This is a genomic window from Isoptericola luteus, from assembly GCF_020297055.1.
GTDB classification, from domain to species: domain Bacteria; phylum Actinomycetota; class Actinomycetes; order Actinomycetales; family Cellulomonadaceae; genus Isoptericola; species Isoptericola luteus.
This window is the reverse complement of sequence record NZ_JAIXCQ010000001.1, coordinates 558,348-577,106: the sequence shown is the minus strand read 5'-3', so window position 1 is coordinate 577,106 and position 18,759 is coordinate 558,348. Positions and strand designations below refer to the sequence as shown.

General features: G+C 73.6%; 14 protein-coding genes. 4 read left to right on the top strand and 10 right to left on the bottom strand.

Annotation, left to right across the window (positions count from 1 at the left end):
- The first annotated feature begins 167 nt into the window (after positions 1-167).
- Positions 168-689 (top strand): ATP-binding protein, encoded by a 522-nt coding sequence (locus LEP48_RS02715; RefSeq protein WP_225564004.1) that lies wholly within the window; start codon positions 168-170, stop codon positions 687-689.
- Here the strand turns inward: LEP48_RS02715 and LEP48_RS02710 are convergent.
- The 5 genes from LEP48_RS02710 to LEP48_RS02690 all read right to left on the bottom strand — a co-directional run bounded on the left by LEP48_RS02710 (position 674) and on the right by LEP48_RS02690 (position 7,140).
- Positions 674-2,122 carry a rhamnulokinase gene (locus tag LEP48_RS02710; RefSeq protein ID WP_225564003.1) on the bottom strand — a complete coding sequence of 483 codons (1,449 nt, stop codon included), beginning with the start codon at positions 2,120-2,122 and terminating at the stop codon, positions 674-676. The two genes, LEP48_RS02715 and LEP48_RS02710, sit on opposite strands and share 16 nt — an antisense overlap.
- The gene (locus tag LEP48_RS02705) at positions 2,119-4,185 is read right to left on the bottom strand and encodes a bifunctional aldolase/short-chain dehydrogenase (RefSeq protein ID WP_225563999.1); all 2,067 of its coding nucleotides are present in this window, start codon (positions 4,183-4,185) and stop codon (positions 2,119-2,121) included. Before LEP48_RS02705 ends, LEP48_RS02710 begins: the two co-directional genes overlap by 4 nt.
- Before the next feature lie 55 nt (positions 4,186-4,240).
- Positions 4,241-5,155: an alpha/beta hydrolase gene (locus LEP48_RS02700; protein ID WP_225563997.1), complete on the bottom strand. Its 915-nt coding sequence runs from the start codon at positions 5,153-5,155 to the stop codon at positions 4,241-4,243.
- A 2-nt stretch (positions 5,156-5,157) separates the two neighbouring features.
- Entirely contained in the window at positions 5,158-6,339 is a 1,182-nt protein-coding gene (gene rhaI, locus LEP48_RS02695) for an L-rhamnose isomerase (protein ID WP_225563995.1), read from the bottom strand.
- Between the two features lie 426 nt (positions 6,340-6,765).
- Positions 6,766-7,140, bottom strand: coding sequence for an L-rhamnose mutarotase (locus LEP48_RS02690; protein WP_225563993.1), 375 nt, complete (start codon positions 7,138-7,140; stop codon positions 6,766-6,768).
- A 91-nt stretch (positions 7,141-7,231) separates the two neighbouring features.
- Between LEP48_RS02690 and LEP48_RS02685 the strand changes: the two genes are divergently transcribed.
- From LEP48_RS02685 to LEP48_RS02675, 3 genes are all read left to right on the top strand, one after another.
- A complete protein-coding gene (locus LEP48_RS02685; protein WP_225563991.1) occupies positions 7,232-8,251 on the top strand; it encodes a LacI family DNA-binding transcriptional regulator in 1,020 nt (339 codons plus the stop codon).
- A gap of 128 nt (positions 8,252-8,379) precedes the next feature.
- Positions 8,380-10,473 (top strand): beta-galactosidase, encoded by a 2,094-nt coding sequence (locus tag LEP48_RS02680; RefSeq protein WP_225563989.1) that lies wholly within the window; start codon positions 8,380-8,382, stop codon positions 10,471-10,473.
- A 214-nt stretch (positions 10,474-10,687) separates the two neighbouring features.
- Positions 10,688-12,406, top strand: coding sequence for an ABC-F family ATP-binding cassette domain-containing protein (locus tag LEP48_RS02675; RefSeq protein WP_225563987.1), 1,719 nt, complete (start codon positions 10,688-10,690; stop codon positions 12,404-12,406).
- A gap of 185 nt (positions 12,407-12,591) precedes the next feature.
- On the opposite strand, the gene LEP48_RS02670 is transcribed toward LEP48_RS02675, so the two are convergent.
- The 5 genes from LEP48_RS02670 to LEP48_RS02650 all read right to left on the bottom strand — a co-directional run bounded on the left by LEP48_RS02670 (position 12,592) and on the right by LEP48_RS02650 (position 18,758).
- Positions 12,592-13,725 (bottom strand): Gfo/Idh/MocA family protein, encoded by a 1,134-nt coding sequence (locus tag LEP48_RS02670; RefSeq protein ID WP_225563985.1) that lies wholly within the window; start codon positions 13,723-13,725, stop codon positions 12,592-12,594.
- A 35-nt stretch (positions 13,726-13,760) separates the two neighbouring features.
- The gene (locus LEP48_RS02665) at positions 13,761-16,103 is read right to left on the bottom strand and encodes a rhamnogalacturonan lyase (RefSeq protein ID WP_225563982.1); all 2,343 of its coding nucleotides are present in this window, start codon (positions 16,101-16,103) and stop codon (positions 13,761-13,763) included.
- 69 nt (positions 16,104-16,172) lie between these two features.
- On the bottom strand, positions 16,173-16,868 hold the full coding sequence (locus LEP48_RS02660; RefSeq protein ID WP_225563980.1) for a hypothetical protein: 696 nt from the start codon (positions 16,866-16,868) through the stop codon (positions 16,173-16,175).
- A 10-nt stretch (positions 16,869-16,878) separates the two neighbouring features.
- Positions 16,879-17,796 carry a carbohydrate ABC transporter permease gene (locus LEP48_RS02655; protein WP_225563978.1) on the bottom strand — a complete coding sequence of 306 codons (918 nt, stop codon included), beginning with the start codon at positions 17,794-17,796 and terminating at the stop codon, positions 16,879-16,881.
- Positions 17,793-18,758 carry a carbohydrate ABC transporter permease gene (locus LEP48_RS02650; protein WP_225563976.1) on the bottom strand — a complete coding sequence of 322 codons (966 nt, stop codon included), beginning with the start codon at positions 18,756-18,758 and terminating at the stop codon, positions 17,793-17,795. Before LEP48_RS02650 ends, LEP48_RS02655 begins: the two co-directional genes overlap by 4 nt.
- Between the last annotated feature and the right edge of the window lies 1 nt (position 18,759).

Below are 18,759 nucleotides of genomic sequence, written 5' to 3'. Positions count from 1 at the left end.
CGGGCCCCTCCGCCCCGACGGCGTGCTCACGGCGAGGAGGCCGTAGCGCGCGCGACACACGCGCGGGCGCAGTAGGGTCGACGACGGATCCGGTCGCTGTCGCGGCCCTCGGAAAGCACCCCTATCCCCGTGGCCACAGGAGGCTGCATGGTTCCGGACGTGCGCCCGTGACCCCGGTCGAGGGCGCCCCCGTCGGGCGGCTCGACCTCGTCGGGTCGTGGACGGTGCGCAGCGTCGACGAGCTCGCCGACGTGCGCGCTGGCCTGGACTCCCGGCTGCCGTGCCACTGCCCCGCGGCCCAGGTCGGCCCGTCCGACGACGTCGGCGGCCTCACCGGACGGCAGCGCATGGTGCTCGTCGCGAGCGAGCTCGTCGCGAACGCGCTCGAGCACGCGCGGCCGCCGGTCGTCGCGCGGCTGCTCTGCGACGGGCGGGTCGCGGTGCTGGACGTCGTCGACCGCAGCCCCGAGGCGCCGCCCGTCGTGCCCCACGACCGCGAGCCGGGGCAGGGCGGCCACGGCCTGCGCATCGCCCGGAGGGTCGCGGACCAGGTCGGCTGGTACCGCACCGACCACGGCGAGAAGCACGTGTGGGCCCAGTTCGCGGCCCCCGTGCCGGCACCGGCCGCGGGGCCGGCCCGCCTGGTCTCCAGCGGGGCGCCGAGGAGCCGCGGCTACCGCGGCATGTAGCGCTCGGGCGTGAACGCTGCGGCGACGAGCGCCCGCAGGTCCTCCAGCCCGCCGTCCACGAGGCCGTCGGCGCGCGCCTGCACCAGCAGGTTCCCGACAGCGGTGGCCTCGACCGGCCCGGCCACGACGGGCAGCCCCGAGCGGTCCGCCGTCGCCTGGCACAGCAGCGTGTTCTGCGCGCCGCCCCCCACCACGTGGATGGTCGACACGGTGCGTCCGGCGAGGCTCGCCGCCGCCCGGACGGCGTCCGCGAACGCCTGCGCCAGGCTCTCCACGATGCTGCGCACGTACTCCCCGCGCGTGGCCGGCACGGGCTGGTCGTGCTCCCGGCACCAGTCGGCGATGCGTCCGGGGACGTCACCCGGCGGCAGGAAGCGCGGGTCGTCGACGTCGAAGAGCGTGACCGGCGCGGAGATGTGCGCGGCCTCGGCGAGGAGCTGCGCCAGGGTGCTGGACCGCTGCGCCGTGGTCGCCCCTGGCTCCCACGTGCGGATCGACTCGCTCAGCAGCCACAGGCCCATGACGTTGTGCAGGAACCGGGTACGGCCGTCCACGCCGCGCTCGTTGGTGAAGCCCGCGAGGCGCGCCTCCTCGGTGAGCACGGGCGCGTCGAGCTCGAGCCCCACCAGCCCCCAGGTGCCGCACGACACGTAGGCGACGTCCCGGTCGGTCGTCGGGACCGCGACGACGGCAGACGCCGTGTCGTGGGAGCCGACGGCGGTGACGGCCAGCGCCCGGCCCACCAGCCGGGCGACGTCGGGCGCGAGCACGCCGAGCGACGCGCCGGGGTCCACCAGGCCGGGGAGGATCGCGGCCGGGATCCCGAGCTCCGCCGCGAGGGCCGTGTCCCACTGGCCCGTGCGCGCGTCGAGCAGCCCGGTGGTGGAGGCGTTGGTGCGCTCGGCGACCTCCGCGCCGGTGAGCCAGTGCGCCAGCAGGTCGGGCACCAGCAGCAGCCGGTCGGCGAGGCCGAGCAGGGGGCCCTCCGAGGCGAGCTGGAACACCGTGGTGAACGGCAGGTGCTGCAGCCCGTTGCGGGTGTACAGCGTGGCGGCGTCCACGCGGGCGTGCACCCGCGCCACGCCGTCGGCCGTGCGCCGGTCCCGGTAGTGGTACGGCAGGCCCAGCAGCCGGCCGCCGCGCAGCAGCCCGTAGTCCACCGCCCACGAGTCGATCCCGACGCCGAGGATCTCCCCCGGCGCCTCGCGCTCCGCCGCGGCGAGCCCTTCGACCACCTGCCGGTACAGCTCCAACAGGTTCCAGTGCAGGCCGTCGGGGGTGCGGACCGGATCGTTCGGGAAGCGGGCGACGTGCTGCAGCCGCAACCCGTCGCGACCGCCGAACCGGCCGAGGATCACGCGCCCGCTGGTGGCGCCCAGGTCGACGGCGGCGAAGGTGCCCGCCGCCCGGCGGCCGGCCGACGCGCCGGTCATCGCAGGAACGCCTGCGCCACGCCGGCGTCGACGGGGACGTGCAGGCCGGTGGTGTGCGAGAAGTCGGCCGTGCACAGCGCGTACACCGCGTTGGCGACGTGCTCGGGCAGCACCTCGCGCTTGAGCAGCGTGCGCTGGGCGTAGAACGCGCCCAGGTCCTGCTCCTCGATGCCGTACGTCTTGGCACGGTTGGCGCCCCAGCCGGAGGCGAAGATGCCGGAGCCGCGCACCACGCCGTCGGGGTTGATGCCGTTGACCTTGATGCCGTGCTCGCCGAGCTCGGCGGCAAGCAGCCGCACCTGGTGCGCCTGGTCGGCCTTGGTGGCCGAGTACGCGATGTTGTTGGGGCCGGCGAAGACGGAGTTCTTCGACGAGATGTAGACGATGTCGCCGCCGAGCTGCTGGTCCACGAGGATGCGCGCGGCGTTCTTGGCCACGAGGAACGATCCCTTGGCCATGACGTCGTGCTGCAGGTCCCAGTCCGCCTCGGTGGTGTCGAACAGCGACCTGCTCAGCGACAGGCCGGCGTTGTTCACCACGATGTCGACGCCGCCGAAGGCGAGGACGGCCTCGCGCAGCGCGGCCTGCACCGCGGCCTCGTCGGCGACGTTCGCCGCCAGCCCGACGGCCACGTCGGTCGAACCCAGCTCGGCCGCGGCGGCCTGCGCCTTGGCCAGGTCCAGGTCGGCGACGACGACGCACGCGCCCTCCGCCGCGAGGCGGGTCGCGATGGCCTTGCCGATGCCGGACGCCGCGCCGGTGACGAACGCGATGCGGGTCGCGAGCGGCTTGGGCGCCGGCTTGCGCCGGAGCTTCGCCTCCTCGAGCGCCCAGTACTCGATGCGGAACTTCTCCGACTCGTCGATCGGGGCGTAGGTGGACAGCGCCTCCGCACCGCGCATCACGTGGATCGCGTTGACGTAGAACTCCCCCGCCACCCGCGCGGTCTGCTTGTCCGCGCCGTAGGAGAACATGCCCACGCCGGGCACCAGCACGATCGCGGGGTCCGCGCCGCGCATCGCGGGCGGCTCCTCGCCGCGCGCGCGAGCCTCCGCGGCGCCGCGCTCGTAGTACGCCGTGTAGTCGGCGCGGTACGCCTCGTGCAGCTCGGGGAGCCGCCCGACGATCTCCTCGACCGTCGCGGTGGCCGGCAGGTCCACGACCAGCGGCTTCACCTTGGTGCGCAGGAAGTGGTCGGGGCAGCTCGTGCCCAGCTCCGCCAGGCGCGGGTGCTCGGCGCTCCCCAGGAAGTCGAGGACGTCGTCGTCGTCCGTGAAGTGGCCCACCTGCGGCCTGTCGTGCGACGCGACGGCGCGCAGGTGCGGGGCGAGCGCGGCGGCCTTGGCTCGGCGCTCGTCGTCGGGAAGGGCGCCGTGGCCCTCGAGCGCAGGCCCGAAGGGCTCGGGTCGCCCGTGCGCCTCGATGTACGCCGCGGCGGTCTCGATGATCCACAGCGAGTTCCCCTCGGCCTCCTGCGCCGTGTCGCCCCACGCGGTGATGCCGTGGCCGCCGAGGACGGTGCCGATCGCCTCGGGGTGCGCCGCCCTGACCTCGGCGATGTCCAGGCCGAGCTGGAAGCCCGGGCGTCGCCACGGCACCCACACGACCTTGGCGCCGAAGATCGCCTCGGTCAGCGCGGGGCCGTCCGCGGCGGTCGCGATCGCGATGCCCGCGTCCGGGTGCAGATGGTCGACGTGCGCGGCGTCGACCAGGCCGTGCATGGCCGTGTCGATGCTGGGTGCCGCGCCGCCCTTGCCGTGCAGGCAGTAGTCGAACGCCGCCACCATCTCGTCCTCGCGCTCGACGCCCGGATACACCTCGGTGAGGGCGCGCAGCCGGTCCAGGCGCAGGACGGCGAGACCTTTGTCGGTCAGGGTGCCGAGGTCGCCGCCGGACCCCTTGACCCACAGCAGCTCGACGTCCTGCCCGGTGACCGGGTCCTTCTCGATCCCCTTGGCGGAGGTGTTGCCACCGGCGTAGTTGGTGTTGCGGGGGTCGGCGCCGAGGCGGTTCGACCGCTCGACGAGCGACGCGACCGTCGGATGGATGGTGGGGTTCGTCATCGGTGCTCCGGAGGATGAAGGTCTGGTCGGGACGGGGTCGCGCGGCGCGGCCGCGTCAGGACGGCGGCTCGTGCGAGGTGCCCGCGAGCGCGTCCGTGGTGAGCCACGCGGCGAGGCGCGCGATGCTGCGCGCGCACGCGGGGTCGTCGGGCTGGTTGAGGTGACCGTGCCGCGTGCCGTCCTCGCGGACGAGCAGCACGTCCACGCCCGCCGCGGCCAGCTCGGCCGCGTACGCCTCGCCGGAGGAGCGCAGGCCGTCGGTGTCCGAGGTCAGGACGAACGTCGGCGGCAGGCCGCGCAGGTCGTCCACGCCGCGGCCGCCGGGGAACGCGTACGGCGACGTCGGGCCGTCGGGATGGCCGAGGTAGTTGTCGTTCATCGCCGCGACCAGCGCGGGCGGGAAGCTGCCGCCGACCGCCGCCACCTTGGCGGCGAGCTCGTCCGAGTGCGGCGGGAGGGCGTAGTGGGCCACCGGGTACGCCAGCACGACGCTGCGCACCGGGGTGCCGGCGTCGCGCAGCCGAAGGGACGCCCCCGCCGCGAGGTTGCCGCCCGCGCTCGCCCCGCCGATCGACCACCGGTCCGGCGCCACGTCGAGGCCGGCCGCACCACCTCGCGCCCAGTCGAAGGCGAACCCGACCTCCTCGGAGGGCACCGGGAAGCGGACGCCCCGCACGCCCATCGGGCCGGGGCCCGCGCCGTCCCGTGCGGCGTCCTCGTCGATCGGGGGCACGAGCCGGTAGTCGACGCTGACGACGAGGACGCCGGCCGCCGCCAGCCCTCGCGCGACGCCGTCGGCCTCGTGCATGTCGAGGTCGCCGCGGGCGAACCCGCCGCCGTGCGCCCACACGAGGCCGGCGACCGGCGTCGTCGCCGGCGTGTAGACGCGCACCGGCAGCGCGCCGTGCGGGCCGTCGAGCAGCCGGTCGGCCACCGTGGTGGTGCGCGACGTCGTTCCCGTCGTCGTCATCGTCAGGCGCCCCAGCCGGCCTGCCGGCCACCCACGCGCTCGGCCGCGGTCCTCGCCGCGTACCCGGAGTCGGCGAAGGCCCTCATCGGGTCGGCGGCGAGCCCCTGTTCGGCCCGCAGCTCGGCGAGGAGCCCGCGAACGTCGGTGTTGTAGGCGTCCATGAGGATGCCGTGCGCGCCGAGCACCTCGCCCGCGTGCTGCGCGGCGGTGAGCGCCTCGCCGTCGACGAGCAACGCCTTGGCCGTGGCCTCCTGCACGTTCATCACCGACCGGATCTGGCCGGGGATCTTCTCCTCGATGTTGTGGCACTGGTCGAGCATGTAGTTCACACCGGAGTCGGGACGCAGCGCGTCGGCCTGGACGATCTCGTGCATGATCCGGAAGAGCTGGAACGGGTCGGCCGCGCCCACCATGAGGTCGTCGTCGGCGTAGAAGCGCGAGTTGAAGTCGAACGCGCCGAGCCGGCCCTGCCGCAGCAGCTGCGCGACGATGAACTCGATGTTGGTCCCCGGCGCGTGGTGGCCCGTGTCGAGGACGACCTTCGCCTTGGGGCCCAGCGCCAGGCAGTGCAGCAGCGACGTGCCCCAGTCGGGCACGTCCGTGTGGTAGAACGCCGGCTCGAAGAACTTGTACTCGAGCACCATCCGGTGGTCGTCGTCCAGCGCCGCGTAGATCTCCGCGAGCGACTCCGCGAGCCGGTCCTGCCGGGCGCGGATCGAGTCCTGGCCGGGGTAGTTGGTGCCGTCCGGCAGCCAGACCTTCAGCTCCGTCGAGCCCGTGGCCCGCATGACGTCGACGCACTGCACGTGGTGGGCGACCGCCTTGCGGCGCACCGCCGGGTCGGCGTGGGTGAGCGAGCCGAGCTTGTAGTCGTCGTCCTGGAACAGGTTCGAGTTGATCATCCCGATGGTCACGCCGTGCTCCTGGGCGTGCCGGGCCAGGTCGGTGAAGTCGTCGACCAGGTCCCACGGGATGTGCAGCGAGACCCGCGGCGCGATCCCGGTGTGGCGATGCACCTGGGCGGCGTCCGCGATCTTCTCGTACGGGTCCCGCGGCGTCCCCGGTGTGCTGAACACCTTGAACCGGGTGCCGGAGTTGCCGAACGCCCACGAGGGCAGCTCGATCGTCTGCTCACCGAGCGCCTTGCGCAGCCGCGCGTCGAGCACGGGCGTCCTCACCGTCATCTCTTCCTCCTCGGTCACGCTCCGTCGCGCGACGATGTGCGGCCCATCGTCGTCGACGTGTCGACCACGTGGCTTGAATCGTTTCATAGCGTAAGGTCGGCGCCGGCCGTCGTCAACCGCCTGCGTCGCGTCAGGGTCACGTGCACGTCTTCGTGATCCTCGTCCTGACAGCTCCCGGGCGCTGCGACCTGTCAGGGCCACGTGCACGTATTCATCGCCCTCGTCCTGACAGCTCCCGGGCGCTGCGACCTGTCAGGGCCACGTGCACGTCTTCATCGCCCTCGTCCTGACAGCTCCCGGGCGCTGCGACCTGTCAGGGTCACGTGCACGTCTTCGTGGTCCTCGTCCTGACAGCTCCCGGGCGCTGCGACCTGTCAGGGTCACGTGCACGTCTTCGTGGCCCTCGTCCTGACAGGTCGCGGCGGTTCAGCGCTGACGGCGGGCGTCCTCGAGCTGCGACTCCAGGTGGAAGACCTCCTCGAGCTGGACGAACCCCTCGTCGGGCCGACCGTCGGCGGGCAGGAAGAAGTCCTTCATCTGCGCCTGCCACCGGTCGTTGACCTCGCGCGCGGCCATGTCCCGCTGCGCGCGCGCATAGTCGTCGGTGCGCAGGACGCCGACGAGCAACCCGTCGGCGCCGAGGAACAGCCGGTAGTCGTGCCAGCCGGTCTCGGCGAGGGCCTCGAGCATCTCGGGCCAGACGGCGGCGTGGGCAGCGCGATACTCGTCGAGCCGGTCGGGCCGCACCCGCGACACGAAGCAGACGTGCGTCGTCGCACCGTCCCCTGTGAATCGGTTCATCACGCGAACCTAGCAGGCCCGTCGCCGCCCGGCTGCCCGTACCCTGGGGCGACGGCGCGACGTGGCGCCCGGACCACGAGGAGCACCCACCATGACCACGACCGCACCGCGACGCCGCGCCTCCATCAGCGACGTCGCCCGCCTGGCTCGGGTCTCCGTCGGCACGGTCTCGAACGTCCTCAACCGCCCCGACCGCGTCTCGCCCGCCACCCGCGAGCGCGTCGTCGCCGCCATCGACGAGCTCGAGTTCGTGCCGAACGGTTCCGCCCGCCAGCTGCGGGCGGGCACGATCACCACCGCCGGCGCGATCGTGCTCGACGTCGCGAACCCGTTCTTCACCGACGTCGCCCGCGGCATCGAGGACCGTCTCGACGAGGCGGGGTACACCCTGATGCTCGCCAGCTCCGACGAGGAGCCGGAGCGCGAGGCCCGGTACCTGCGGCTCTTCGAGGAGCACGGCGTGCAGGGCGTCATGGTCGTACCGGCCACGGACGAGCTCGACCACCTGGAGTCGCTGCGGGCGCGCGGTCTGCGCGTCGTCCTGCTCGACCGCCCCTCCCCCTCGGACACCCTGTCCTCCGTCGCCGTCGACGACCGCGCGGGCGCCGCGGCAGCGACGCAGCACCTCGTCGGGCTCGGCCACGAGCGCCTCGCGTTCCTCAACGGGCCGCACTCGATCCGGCAGTGCGCCGACCGCTCCGACGGCATCCGGTCGGCCCTCGCGGCGGCGGACATGGACCCTGACGAGGCGCTCGTCGAGGTGACCATCCGCAGCCTCAACGCCGACGGCGGCCAGGCCGGCACCCAGCGGGTGCTCGCGCTCGAGGATCGCCCCACCGCGATGGTCTGCGTCAACGACCTCACCGCGCTCGGCGCGCTGCGGTCCCTGCGCATCGCCGGCGTGCCGGTGCCGTCGGGCATGGCCGTGGTCGGATACGACGACGTCGCGTTCGCGGGCGAGCTGGCGACGCCGCTGACGTCGGTGCGGCAGCCCACGCACCAGCTCGGCTACCGGGCGGCGGACCTGCTGCTCGACGCCGACGACACCGTCGCGCACGTGACGTTCCAGCCCGAGCTCGTGGTGCGGGAGTCGACGACCGGCGTCGGCTGACCCGCCCGCTCCCCCGAGCCTCCCCCGAGATCGAGGTACCCGTCGCGAGATCGACCTTCAGAAGGTCGATCTCGCGACGGGTACCTCGATCTCGCGGCGTTGAACCGATTCATGGCAGACTCCCGACCATGCGACGACGCACCACACCGGAGTCCTTCGACCCCTCCCAGGTCCGCGCCTGGAACGCCGGCCTCACAGGCCTCGGCTTCGGCGGCGACTACAACCCCGAGCAGTGGCCGGACGAGGTCCGCCTCGAGGACCTCGAGCTCATGCGCGAGGCCGGGGTCAACCTGGTCAGCGTGGCGATCTTCTCCTGGGCCACCCTCGAGCCACGCGAGGGCGAGCTCGACTGGGGCTGGCTCGACGAGACGCTGGACCGGCTGCACACCACCGGCATCCAGGTGGCCCTCGCCACCGCCACCGCCTCCCCGCCGCCGTGGCTCACCCGCAAGCACCCGGAGATCCTGCCGCGGCTCGCCGACGGCACCGTGCTGCACCAGGGCGGCCGCCAGTCGTACGCCGTCACGCACCCGGTGCACCGCGACTACGCGCTGCGCATGGCCACCCGTGTCGCGGAGCGCTACCGCGACCACCCCGCGCTGGCGCTGTGGCACGTGGACAACGAGATCGGCTGCCACGTGCCGCGCGACTACTCCGACGCCGCGGCCGCCGCGTTCCGCGACTGGCTGCGCGAGCGTTACACCACCGTCGACGCGCTCAACGAGGCGTGGGGCACGGCGTTCTGGTCGCAGCGGTACGGCTCGTTCCACGACGTGCTGCCGCCGCTCGTCGCGCCGACGTTCGCCAACCCGACCCAGCAGCTCGACTTCGACCGCTTCTCCTCCGATGCCCTGCTGGACTACTACCGCGACCTGCGCGACACCCTGCGTGCGATCACCCCGCACGTGCCCACCACGACCAACCTCATGGCGACCAGCGCCACCAAGGGCATGGACTACTTCTCCTGGGCACCGGAGCTGGACGTCGTCGCCAACGACCACTACACGGTCGCGGCCGACGCCGAGCGCTACGTCGAGCTCGCGTTCTCGGCCGACCTGTCGCGCGGCGTCGCGGGCGGCGCGCCGTGGATCCTCATGGAGCACTCGACGTCGGCGGTGAACTGGCAGCCGCGCAACCATGCGAAGGCGCCCGGCGAGATGCTGCGCGACTCGCTCGCCCACGTGGCCCGCGGCGCGGACTCCGTGATGTTCTTCCAGTGGCGCGCCTCGAGGGCCGGCGCCGAGAAGTACCACTCGGCGATGGTCCCCCACGCCGGCCGGGACACGGACGTGTGGCGCGACGTCGTGCACCTCGGGCGGACGCTGCGGTCGCTCGGCGAGGTGCGCGGGTCGCGGGTGCGGGCCCGGACGGCGCTCGTCGTGGACTGGCCCTCGTGGTGGGGCGCCGAGCTGGACTCGCACCCGACGCAGGAGCTGCGCTACATCGACCAGGTGCAGGCCTGGTACCGCGCGCTGTGGCGCCGCGGCGTCACCGTCGACCTCGTGCCCCCGCACGCCGACCTCGGCGGCTACGACCTCGTCGTCCTGCCCACCACGTACCTGGTCACGGACGCCGACGCGGCGAACGTCGCGGCGGCGGCACGTCGCGGGGCGACCGTGGCGATCACCTACTTCTCCGGCGTCGTCGACGAGCACGACCACGTCCGCCTCGGCGGCTACCCCGGGGCGTTCCGCGACCTGCTCGGCGTGCGGACGGAGGAGTTCGTGACGCTCCAGGCCGGCGAGACGGTCACGGTGAGCGGCAAGGTCGTGGGCGGCACGTCGCAGGTCGACCTCTGGACGGAGAAGACCCGCCTCGCCGACGGGACCGAGGCCGTCGCCACCTACGACGACGGCGTGCTGCGGGGGCGGCCCGCCGTGACCCGCCGCGAGACGGGCTCCGGCCGGGCCTGGTACGTGGGCGCCCGGCTCGACGAGGGCGGGCTCGACGCCCTGGTCGGCACGCTCGTCGACGAGGCCGGCGTGGCCCCGGACGTCGCGGCCCCCGCAGGCGTCGAGGTGGTGCGCCGCTGGTCGGACGACGCCGCGCCAGGGCAGCGCACCGGCACGTCGTGGTTGTTCGCGATCAACCACACCGACACCGACGCGACGCTCGGCACCGCCGACGCACCCGTGACGGGCCGGGAGCTGCTGACCGACGCCGCCGTGGACGGCCTCCTCACCGTGCCCGCGGGTGCGGTGCGGGTGGTGCGGGCCGGCTGACGCCGGGCCGGGCACCGCCGGCGCGCACCGCAGACGGGCGGCCGACGGCGCGGGAAAACACCTCGCGCCCCGGCCGCCCGGTCCGTAGCGTGCAGGGCGATGGGAACTCTGTGACCGCACCAGCGCCGACGCGTCGAGCCTCGCTCCGCGTCGGCGTCTGCGCGCCCACCGCCGGTCACGGTCGTCGACACCGACGACGGAAGGAGTCCCGCCCATGGACCCGTCACAGCTCGCCCTCACCGACATCACCCTGCGCTACGCCGACCGCGTGGTGCTCGACCGCCTGTCCCTGACCGTCTCGCCGGGCGAGCGCGTCGGGCTCGTCGGCGACAACGGATCCGGCAAGAGCACCCTGCTGGCCGTCGTAGCCGGCGTGCTGGCGCCGCAGAACGGCACCCGCACGGTGCGCGCGCCGGACGGCATCGGCTACCTGCCCCAGACCCTCGACCTGCCGGCGACGAGCACGGTGGCCGAGGCGGTCGACCGGGCGCTGGCGCACCTGCGCTCGCTCGAGCGGCAGGTCGCGAACCTCGGGCGATCGCTCGGCGCGCTCGACGGCGCACCGCTCGACCGCGCCATCGAGCAGTACGGCGCGCTCACCGCACGCTTCGAGGCCCGCGGCGGGCACGACGCCGACCGCCGGGTCGAGGTGGCGCTGCACCGGCTCGGGATGCCGGGCCTGGACCGGTCGCGCGCGCTCGGCTCGCTCTCCGGCGGGGAGCGCTCCCGGCTCGCGCTGGCAGCGACGCTCGCGGCCGACCCGGAGCTGCTGCTCCTGGACGAGCCGACCAACGATCTCGACGACGACGCCCTCGACTGGCTCGCCGAGCGGCTGCGGTCGCACGACGGCACCGTCGTCACGGCGACCCACGACCGGGCGTTCCTGGCCGCCCTGACGACCACTCTCGTCGAGGTCGAGGCGGGCCGGGCCCGCCGGTACGGCACCGGCTGGGCGGGCTACGTCACGGCGAAGGAGACCGAGCGCGAGCAGGCGCGGCTCGCGTGGGAGCGCTGGCGCGCCGACCTCGCACGCCAGCAGCGCCTGGTCGACACGAACGTCGGACGGATGGACCATATCCCCCGCCGTCTGCCGCTGTCGGTGTTCGGCGCCGGCGGGTTCCGCATGCGCGGGCGCACCCACGGCGCGACGGGCCGCATCCGCAACGCCAAGGAGCGGGTGCGGCGGCTGACCCAGGACCCGGCGGAGCGACCCGCCGAGCGGGCCGAGTTCCGCACCGACGTCGCCACCACGGGCGCCGGCGCGGGCGCCGCCGGCACCCACCGCTCCGGGCGCACCACCGGCCCGGCGGACGGCACCACCAGTCCGCCCGGCGGGCCATCGATCGACCTCGACGGTGTGGTGGTGCACGGGCGGCTCGTCGTCCCGCGGCTGGTGGTGGCCCGGGGCGAGCACGTGCTGGTGACGGGGGCGAACGGCGCGGGCAAGAGCACGCTGCTGGGCGTCGTCGCGGGCGAGGTCCCGACTGACGCGGGTGCGGCACGCACGGAGGGCCGGGTGGGGTTCCTGCGCCAGGCGGGCACGTTCACGCGGCACGACGCGCGCACCGTCCTGCACGGGTTCGCCGCCGGGCGCCCCGGCGACCTGGACGAGCACGCGGAAGCCTTGCTGGCGACGGGGCTGTTCCGCCCCGAGGACCTGCCCCGCCCGATCGGCGAGCTGTCCCAGGGGCAGCGTTCGCGTCTCGAGCTGGCCCGGGTGGTCACGACCACCACAGACGTGCTCCTCGTCGACGAGCCGACCAACCACCTGGCGCCCGCGCTGGTCGAGGAGCTGGAGCGCGCGTTCACCGCGTTCGCCGGCACCCTCGTGCTCGTCTCGCACGACCGCACGATGCTCGAGCGCTTCCGCGGCCGGCGGATCCGTCTCGACGACGGGGCGATCGTCGCGGACGAGCGCCCGTCGTCGTCGTGACCACTCCCCACCCGTCGTCGCTGTGAGCGGGGGGGGGGGGCCGGGGGGGGGGGGGCAACCGGGGCGGCCCCCCCCCCCCCCCGGCGGGGGGGGCGGGCCCCCCCGGGGGGGGGGGGGGGGCGGGCCCCCCCCCCCCCCCCCCCCCCCCCCCGCCCACAGCGGACGGGGTGGGCAGCGGCGGAGGGTCAGACGGGGACGTCCTTGACCGCGGGCCAGGGCGTGCCCGACCCGGCCATGGAGGCGTGGAACGGGTCGCCCGCGACGATGTCCCCGGCGAGCACGGGCAGCCCCGTGAACGCCGACCGGTAGATCGCCGCCGCGAGCTCGAGGGTGGACCGCGTGTCCGCGAGGGTCACCGGCGGCGTCCGGCCCTCGGCGAACGCCCGGTAGGTGGGCACGAGCTGGGCCAGGTGCCCGCTCTCGCCCGCGCCCCGGGTGCGGGCGACGTCCGCCGCCCAGAGCTCCGCCACGTCCTCGCGCCCGGCGACGGGCGTCACCGTCCAGTCGGCGTCGGAGTACCCGTACAGGTGCTCCAGCTCCACGGTGGCGGCCTCGGTGTCGAACCGCAGCCGCGACGTCTGGCGAGGGGAGACCGCCGAGTTCGTGATCGTCGCCAGCGTGCCGTTCGCGAACCTCACCAGCGCCGTCGAGACGTCCTCGGTGTCCGTGCGGCGCGCGAGCCGCCCGGCCATGGCCCGCACCTCTTCCCACGGCCCGAGCACCGCCACCAGCAGGTCGAACTGGTGGATGCCGTGGCCCATCGTCGTCCCGCCGCCCTCGGTGTCGAAGCGCCCGCGCCACGGCACGTCGAAGTACGCCGGCGGGCGGAACCACGACGTCTCGCACTGCGCGACGAGCGGCCGTCCCAGCGTGCCGTCGTCGAGCAGCCCGCGCAGGCGGCCGATGCCCGCACCGAACCGGTGCTGGACGATCTGGGTGAACCGCCCCGGCAGACCGGCGTCGACCGCTCGCCGCTGCGCGGCGGCCAGCGCGTCGACCTCGGCCAGCGACAGCACCGCCGGCTTCTCCACCACCACGTGCGCCCCCGCACCCAGGGCCGCCACCGCGGCCCCCAGGTGGACCGACGGCGGCGTGCAGACGTGCACGACGTCCGCCTCGCCGCCGTCGAGGACCTCCTGCAGGTCCGTGCCGTGGTGGGGCACCCCGAACCTGGCGGCGACCTCCTGGGCGCGCGCGGCGTCGACGTCGACGACGTGCGTCAGCTCCACGCCCGCCGGGCCGCCGTGGGCCTCCAGCGCCCGGATCGCCTCGGCGTGGGCCCCGGCGATCGCGCCGGCCCCCAGGATGGTCACCTTCATGGGTCTCCCTTCGTCGTTCCGTCCGGTGCGCCGGGTCAGCGGGTGCTGGTCCGCGGCAGCGGCACCTGCGACCAGTCGGTGTCGGACGCGAGGTAGAACCCCGGGTACGACGGCTGGTTGTAGGTGGTCTGCTTCCGTGCCACCTCGGCGCGGTACTGCGGGTCGTGCATGAGGGTGTACATCGCCGTGTCCGCGACCTCGGTGGACAGGTACAGCCGCAGGGCCGACGAGTCCGCCGTCCGCACGAGCACCTCCTCACGCCAGTCGCCGAGCACGTCCGCCACCAACGACGGGTTGCCCTTGGTGCCGTTGTTGGTGCGCGTGCCCTCGAGGGTCTCGCGCACCGTGCCGTCGCCGTCCACGATCTGCGGCGTCACGTCACCGGCGCCCGTGATGATCTGGGTGGACCCGTCGGCGGCCCAGCGCACGGACTGGTTCGTGCCGGGGGTGGCAGCGCCGAGCTGCTCGCCCGACGCGCTGAGCAGGCCCGACGCGTCGGTGCCGTCCGGCATGGACGCCCACACCTCGAGGCCCGGGACGTCGGTGCGCACGTCACCGGCCAGGCAGCGACCGGTGTCGCGGCCGGAGTAGGCGCCGAAGAGCACGTCGCCCGTGGCGGCGTCACGCATCGCGGAGCCGTACGGCGCCCAGGCGCCGCCCTCGTGGCAGGTCCAGATCTCCAGCCCCGGACGGGCCGGGTCGAGGTCCGAGACGTGCATCGCGTCGCCGTGGCCGAGCCCGGCCGACGCGCCGGGGTTCGCGCTGCCCTCCGGCAGCGTGTCGAACGACGAGTACAGCAGCGAGCCGTCGTCGTCGATCGTCGCCGCCCCGTACACGATCTCCTGCCTGCCGTCGCCGTCGACGTCGGCGGCCGACATCGAGTGAAAGCCCTGCGTCGTGATGAGGCCGAACTCCGGGTCCGTGCCGGGGACGCCGTGGGGTCCGTCGTCAAACGGGTTGGACATCGGCGTCCAGCCCGAGTCCACGTCCCAGCGCTTCGACAGGTGCCGCCCGTCCCAGTCGTAGGCCACGAGCGTGGTGCGCGTGTAGTAGCCGCGGGCGAACACCGCGGACGGGTGCTCGCCGTCCAGGTAGGCGACGCCCGAGAGGAACCGGTCGACGCGGTTGCCCGGCTCGATCCGCGACATCGCGTAGTCGCCCCAGCGCAGTCCGTCGTCGAACCGGCCCGGCTCGTAGTCCACGGTGTCCAGGGGCCGGCCGGAGCGGCCGTCGAAGACGGACAGGTACTCCGGCCCCGAGATGACGAAGCCCTCGAAGGTGCGCAGGTCGTTGCGGGCCGAGCGGCCCGGCGCGTACACGTCGATGAAGTAGTCGACGAGCTCGCGCGCGTCCTGCTCGCTCAGCGGGTAGTCGTGCGTCTGCTCGACGCCGAACGCCTCCTCGAGCGTCGCGGGCCACTGCCCGGAGACCACCTCGGGCTGCTCGCTCCAGCCCTGGAACATGCGGACCAGGTGCTCGGCGTAGTCGTCGGCGCTGTACCGGTAGTCGTCCGCGTGGGTGACCCCCGCCCGGCGGTCGTCCTTCGGGATGCTGACGTACCGCGTGCTCGTCGGCTTCCCGTGCCGGTACGTCGTGACCTTGGAGCCCGGCGCCGTCTTGACCATGACCTCGGCCCGGCCGTCGCCGTCGAAGTCGTAGACCGGGAACTGCGTGTAGTGCGCGCCGGCGCGGATGTTCACGCCCAGGTCGATACGCCACAGCTGGGTGCCGTCCAGCTCGTACGCGTCGAGGTACTGGTTGCCGGTGTACCCCTTCTGGGAGACGTCCTTGGAGTTCGACGGGTCCCACTTGAGCACGATCTCGTAGGTGCCGTCGCCGTCCAGGTCGGCGACCGAGGCGTCGTTCGCGGAGTAGGTGTACTCCTCGCCGGCCGGGGTGACGCCGCCGGCCGGCTTGTTCAGCGGGATGTCGAGGTGCCCGGAGTCCCAGGCCGTGACCGTCGCGCTGCGACGCCCCTCGTTCCCGTGCTTGCCGGGCTCGCCGTGCTTGCCGCCTCGCAGCGGCGCGACGGCGTACCGCGCGGTGGCGTCGCCGTCCGCGTCGACGTAGCTGGTCGAGTCCTTGACCGTCGCGATGCGCCGCCCGTCGCGGAAGACGGCGAAGCCCGGGCCTGCCATCCCGGTGGCGGTGGCGCCCGTGACCTCCTGGCCCAGCAGGCGCCAGGACAGGAAGACTCCCTCGCTCGTGCTGGCGGCGACCAACCCGCGGTCGAGCCGCTCCAGCTGGACGCCGTCGTCGGGCCCGTGGCCGTGCCCGTGCCCGTGCCCAGGGGACGCCGTCGCCGCCGTCCCCGTCAGGGCGAGCGCCCCCGCCGTCGCCGCGGCGACGGCATACCTCGTCGCTCTGCTCGTTCTCATCGTTCGTTCCTCCCATGCGTCGTTGCACTGTTGGTCACTCACGAGACGTTGCCTGGTCGTGCTCGGCCCTCATGCGGCCGGTCGGTCGGTCACCCCCCGCGCCTCGACGCCGACGACCGCCATGGCCAGCAGCCCGCCCGCGAGCAGGGCGAGCGGGGGCAGCATCCAGACGAACACCGCGCACAGCCCGACGGCGGCCACGAGCAGCGCCGACCCGCCCAGGTCGTCCTGCGCGCGCCGGGCGCCCGCGGCCAGTGCCCGGCGGACGGTGACGTCACCTCGCGAGCCGGTCGCCGGAGCGGCGCCCTCGGCCCACACGCCCGCGGCGCGGGCGAGCACGACGACCACGACCGCCGCGGCGAGCGCCACCACGACGGCGACGACGTCAGCGCCCGGGAGGACGCCCGACGACGCGAGCTGCCAGTCGAGCACCAGCAGCAGCGCGACGCCCACGGCCGCCAGGCCAAGCGTCCACAGCGACCGCACGGCCGCCCACCAGTCGCGGGCGAACCGGCCCAGGCCGACGTCGTGCCCGCTCACCTGCCGGCGCACGTGCGCGACGCCCGCGGCGAGCGAGGGCACGGCCGTCACCAGCAGCACGCTGCCCACCGCGACCAGCACACCGGCCAGCGCCACCTCGGCGAACAGCCCCAGGGCCGCCGTCGTGCGGCTCTCGCCGCCGTGCCCGGACGCCGTCCGCGCCTGCCCTCCGCCGGCCGCTCTCGCTGTCGCCCTCGCCGTCGTCCTCGCCGTCGCCCTGATCACCGTCGCCGCCTCAGCCCTTGAGGCCCTGGGTGGCGACGCCGTCGACGATGTAGCGCTGGAAGAGGATGAAGAAGATCATCACCGGCAGCAGGGCCAGGACGGCCATGGCCATCTGGGCGCCGTAGTCCGACACGCTGGTCTGGTCCACGTAGAGGCGCAGCGCGATCGGCAGCGGGTACATGTCGGGCTTCTTGAGGTAGAGCAGGGGGCCGAGGAAGTCGTTCCACGACCAGATGAACGCGAAGATCGAGCTGGTGATGATCGCGGGCCGCATCAGCGGCAGCATGATGGAGCCGAAGATGCGGGCGTGCCCGCACCCGTCGATCCGGGCGGCCTCGTCGAGCTCGCGCGGCAGGTTGCGCATGAACTGGACCATGAGGAAGACGAAGAAGGCCTCGGCGGCGAGGAACTTGCCCGCGAGCAGGGGGATGAAGGTGTTCACCAGGCCGAGCTCGTTGAACATGATGTACTGCGGGATGATCACCACGTGGAACGGCAGCAGCAGGGTGCCGATCATGATCGCGAAGTAGACGTTGCGGCCCGGGAAGCTGATCCGTGCGAAGGCGTAGGCGCTGACCGACGCCGACAGGGTGACCCCCACGACGGACAGCACGGCGAGGATCATCGAGTTGGCGAAGAACGTCCAGAAGCTCACGCCGCCGATGCCGGACAGCGCGGTGGCGAAGTTGTCCAGGGAGAACCGGTCCGACCACAGGGAGACGTTCCCGATGATCTCGGACGACGGCTTGAGCGCGCTGGAGAGCATCCAGACCGCGGGGTAGAGGACCACGACCGTCAGGGCGATCAGCAGCAGGTGGGACCCGGCCGAGCGCGCGCCCTTGCGCCGCCGGGCCGCCGCCCGCAGCGCGCCGGCCCGTCCTGGCACCTGTCCGGGTGGGGCTTGTGTGGTGGTGGCCGGTGTGGTCATCGGTTGTCTCCGGAGTAGTGGACCCACGCGTTCGACGTCTTGAACAAGATCGCGGTGATGACCCCGACGACGACGACCAGGACCCAGGCCATGGCCGAGGCATAGCCCATGTCGAACTGGGTGAAGCCCTTGATGTAGAGGTACAGCGTGTAGAACAGCGTCGAGTCCGCTGGTCCGCCCGTACCGCCCGAGATGATGAACGCCGACGCGAACACCTGGAACGCGCCGATGGTCTCGAGCAGCAGGTTGAAGAACAGCACCGGCGACAGCATGGGAATCGTGATCCGGAAGAACTTCCGGACCGGTCCCGCACCGTCGACCGCCGCGGCCTCGTACAGCTCGGTGGGGACCTGCTTGAGCCCGGCCAGGAAGATCACCATCGGGGCGCCGAAGGTCCAGACCGCGAGCAGCACGAACATCGGCATCGTCTTGGACGGGTCACCGACCCACCCGCCCGGCTCCGCGCCGAAGAACTGCGCGATCCGGTCCACGATGCCGTCGTCGATGAACATCGCCTTCCACACGATCGCGATGGACACCGACGCGCCGATGAGCGAGGGGGCGTAGAAGATCGACCGGTACGCACCCTGCCCCCGGTGCTTCATGTTCAGCAGCATCGCGACGGCCAGGGCCGCGGCGAGCTTGATCGGCGTACCCACGACCACGTAGATCGCCGTCACCTTCGCCGACGCCCAGAAGCGCGGGTCGTGGAACAGGTCCACGAAGTTCTCCAGCCCCACCCACGACGGCGGGCGGAACAGGTCGTAGTCCGTGAACGCCAGGTACAACGACGCCACCATGGGGAACGCCGTCAGCGCCACGAACCCCAGCAGCCACGGCGACAGGAACGCGTAGCCCGCACGGACGTCGCCGCGGCGGGAAGCCTTGCGCCCCCGCGCGGGGGACGGAGCGTCCGTCCCCCGCGCGGTGCCGGCCTCGGCTGCCGAGCCGTCGAGCGTCATC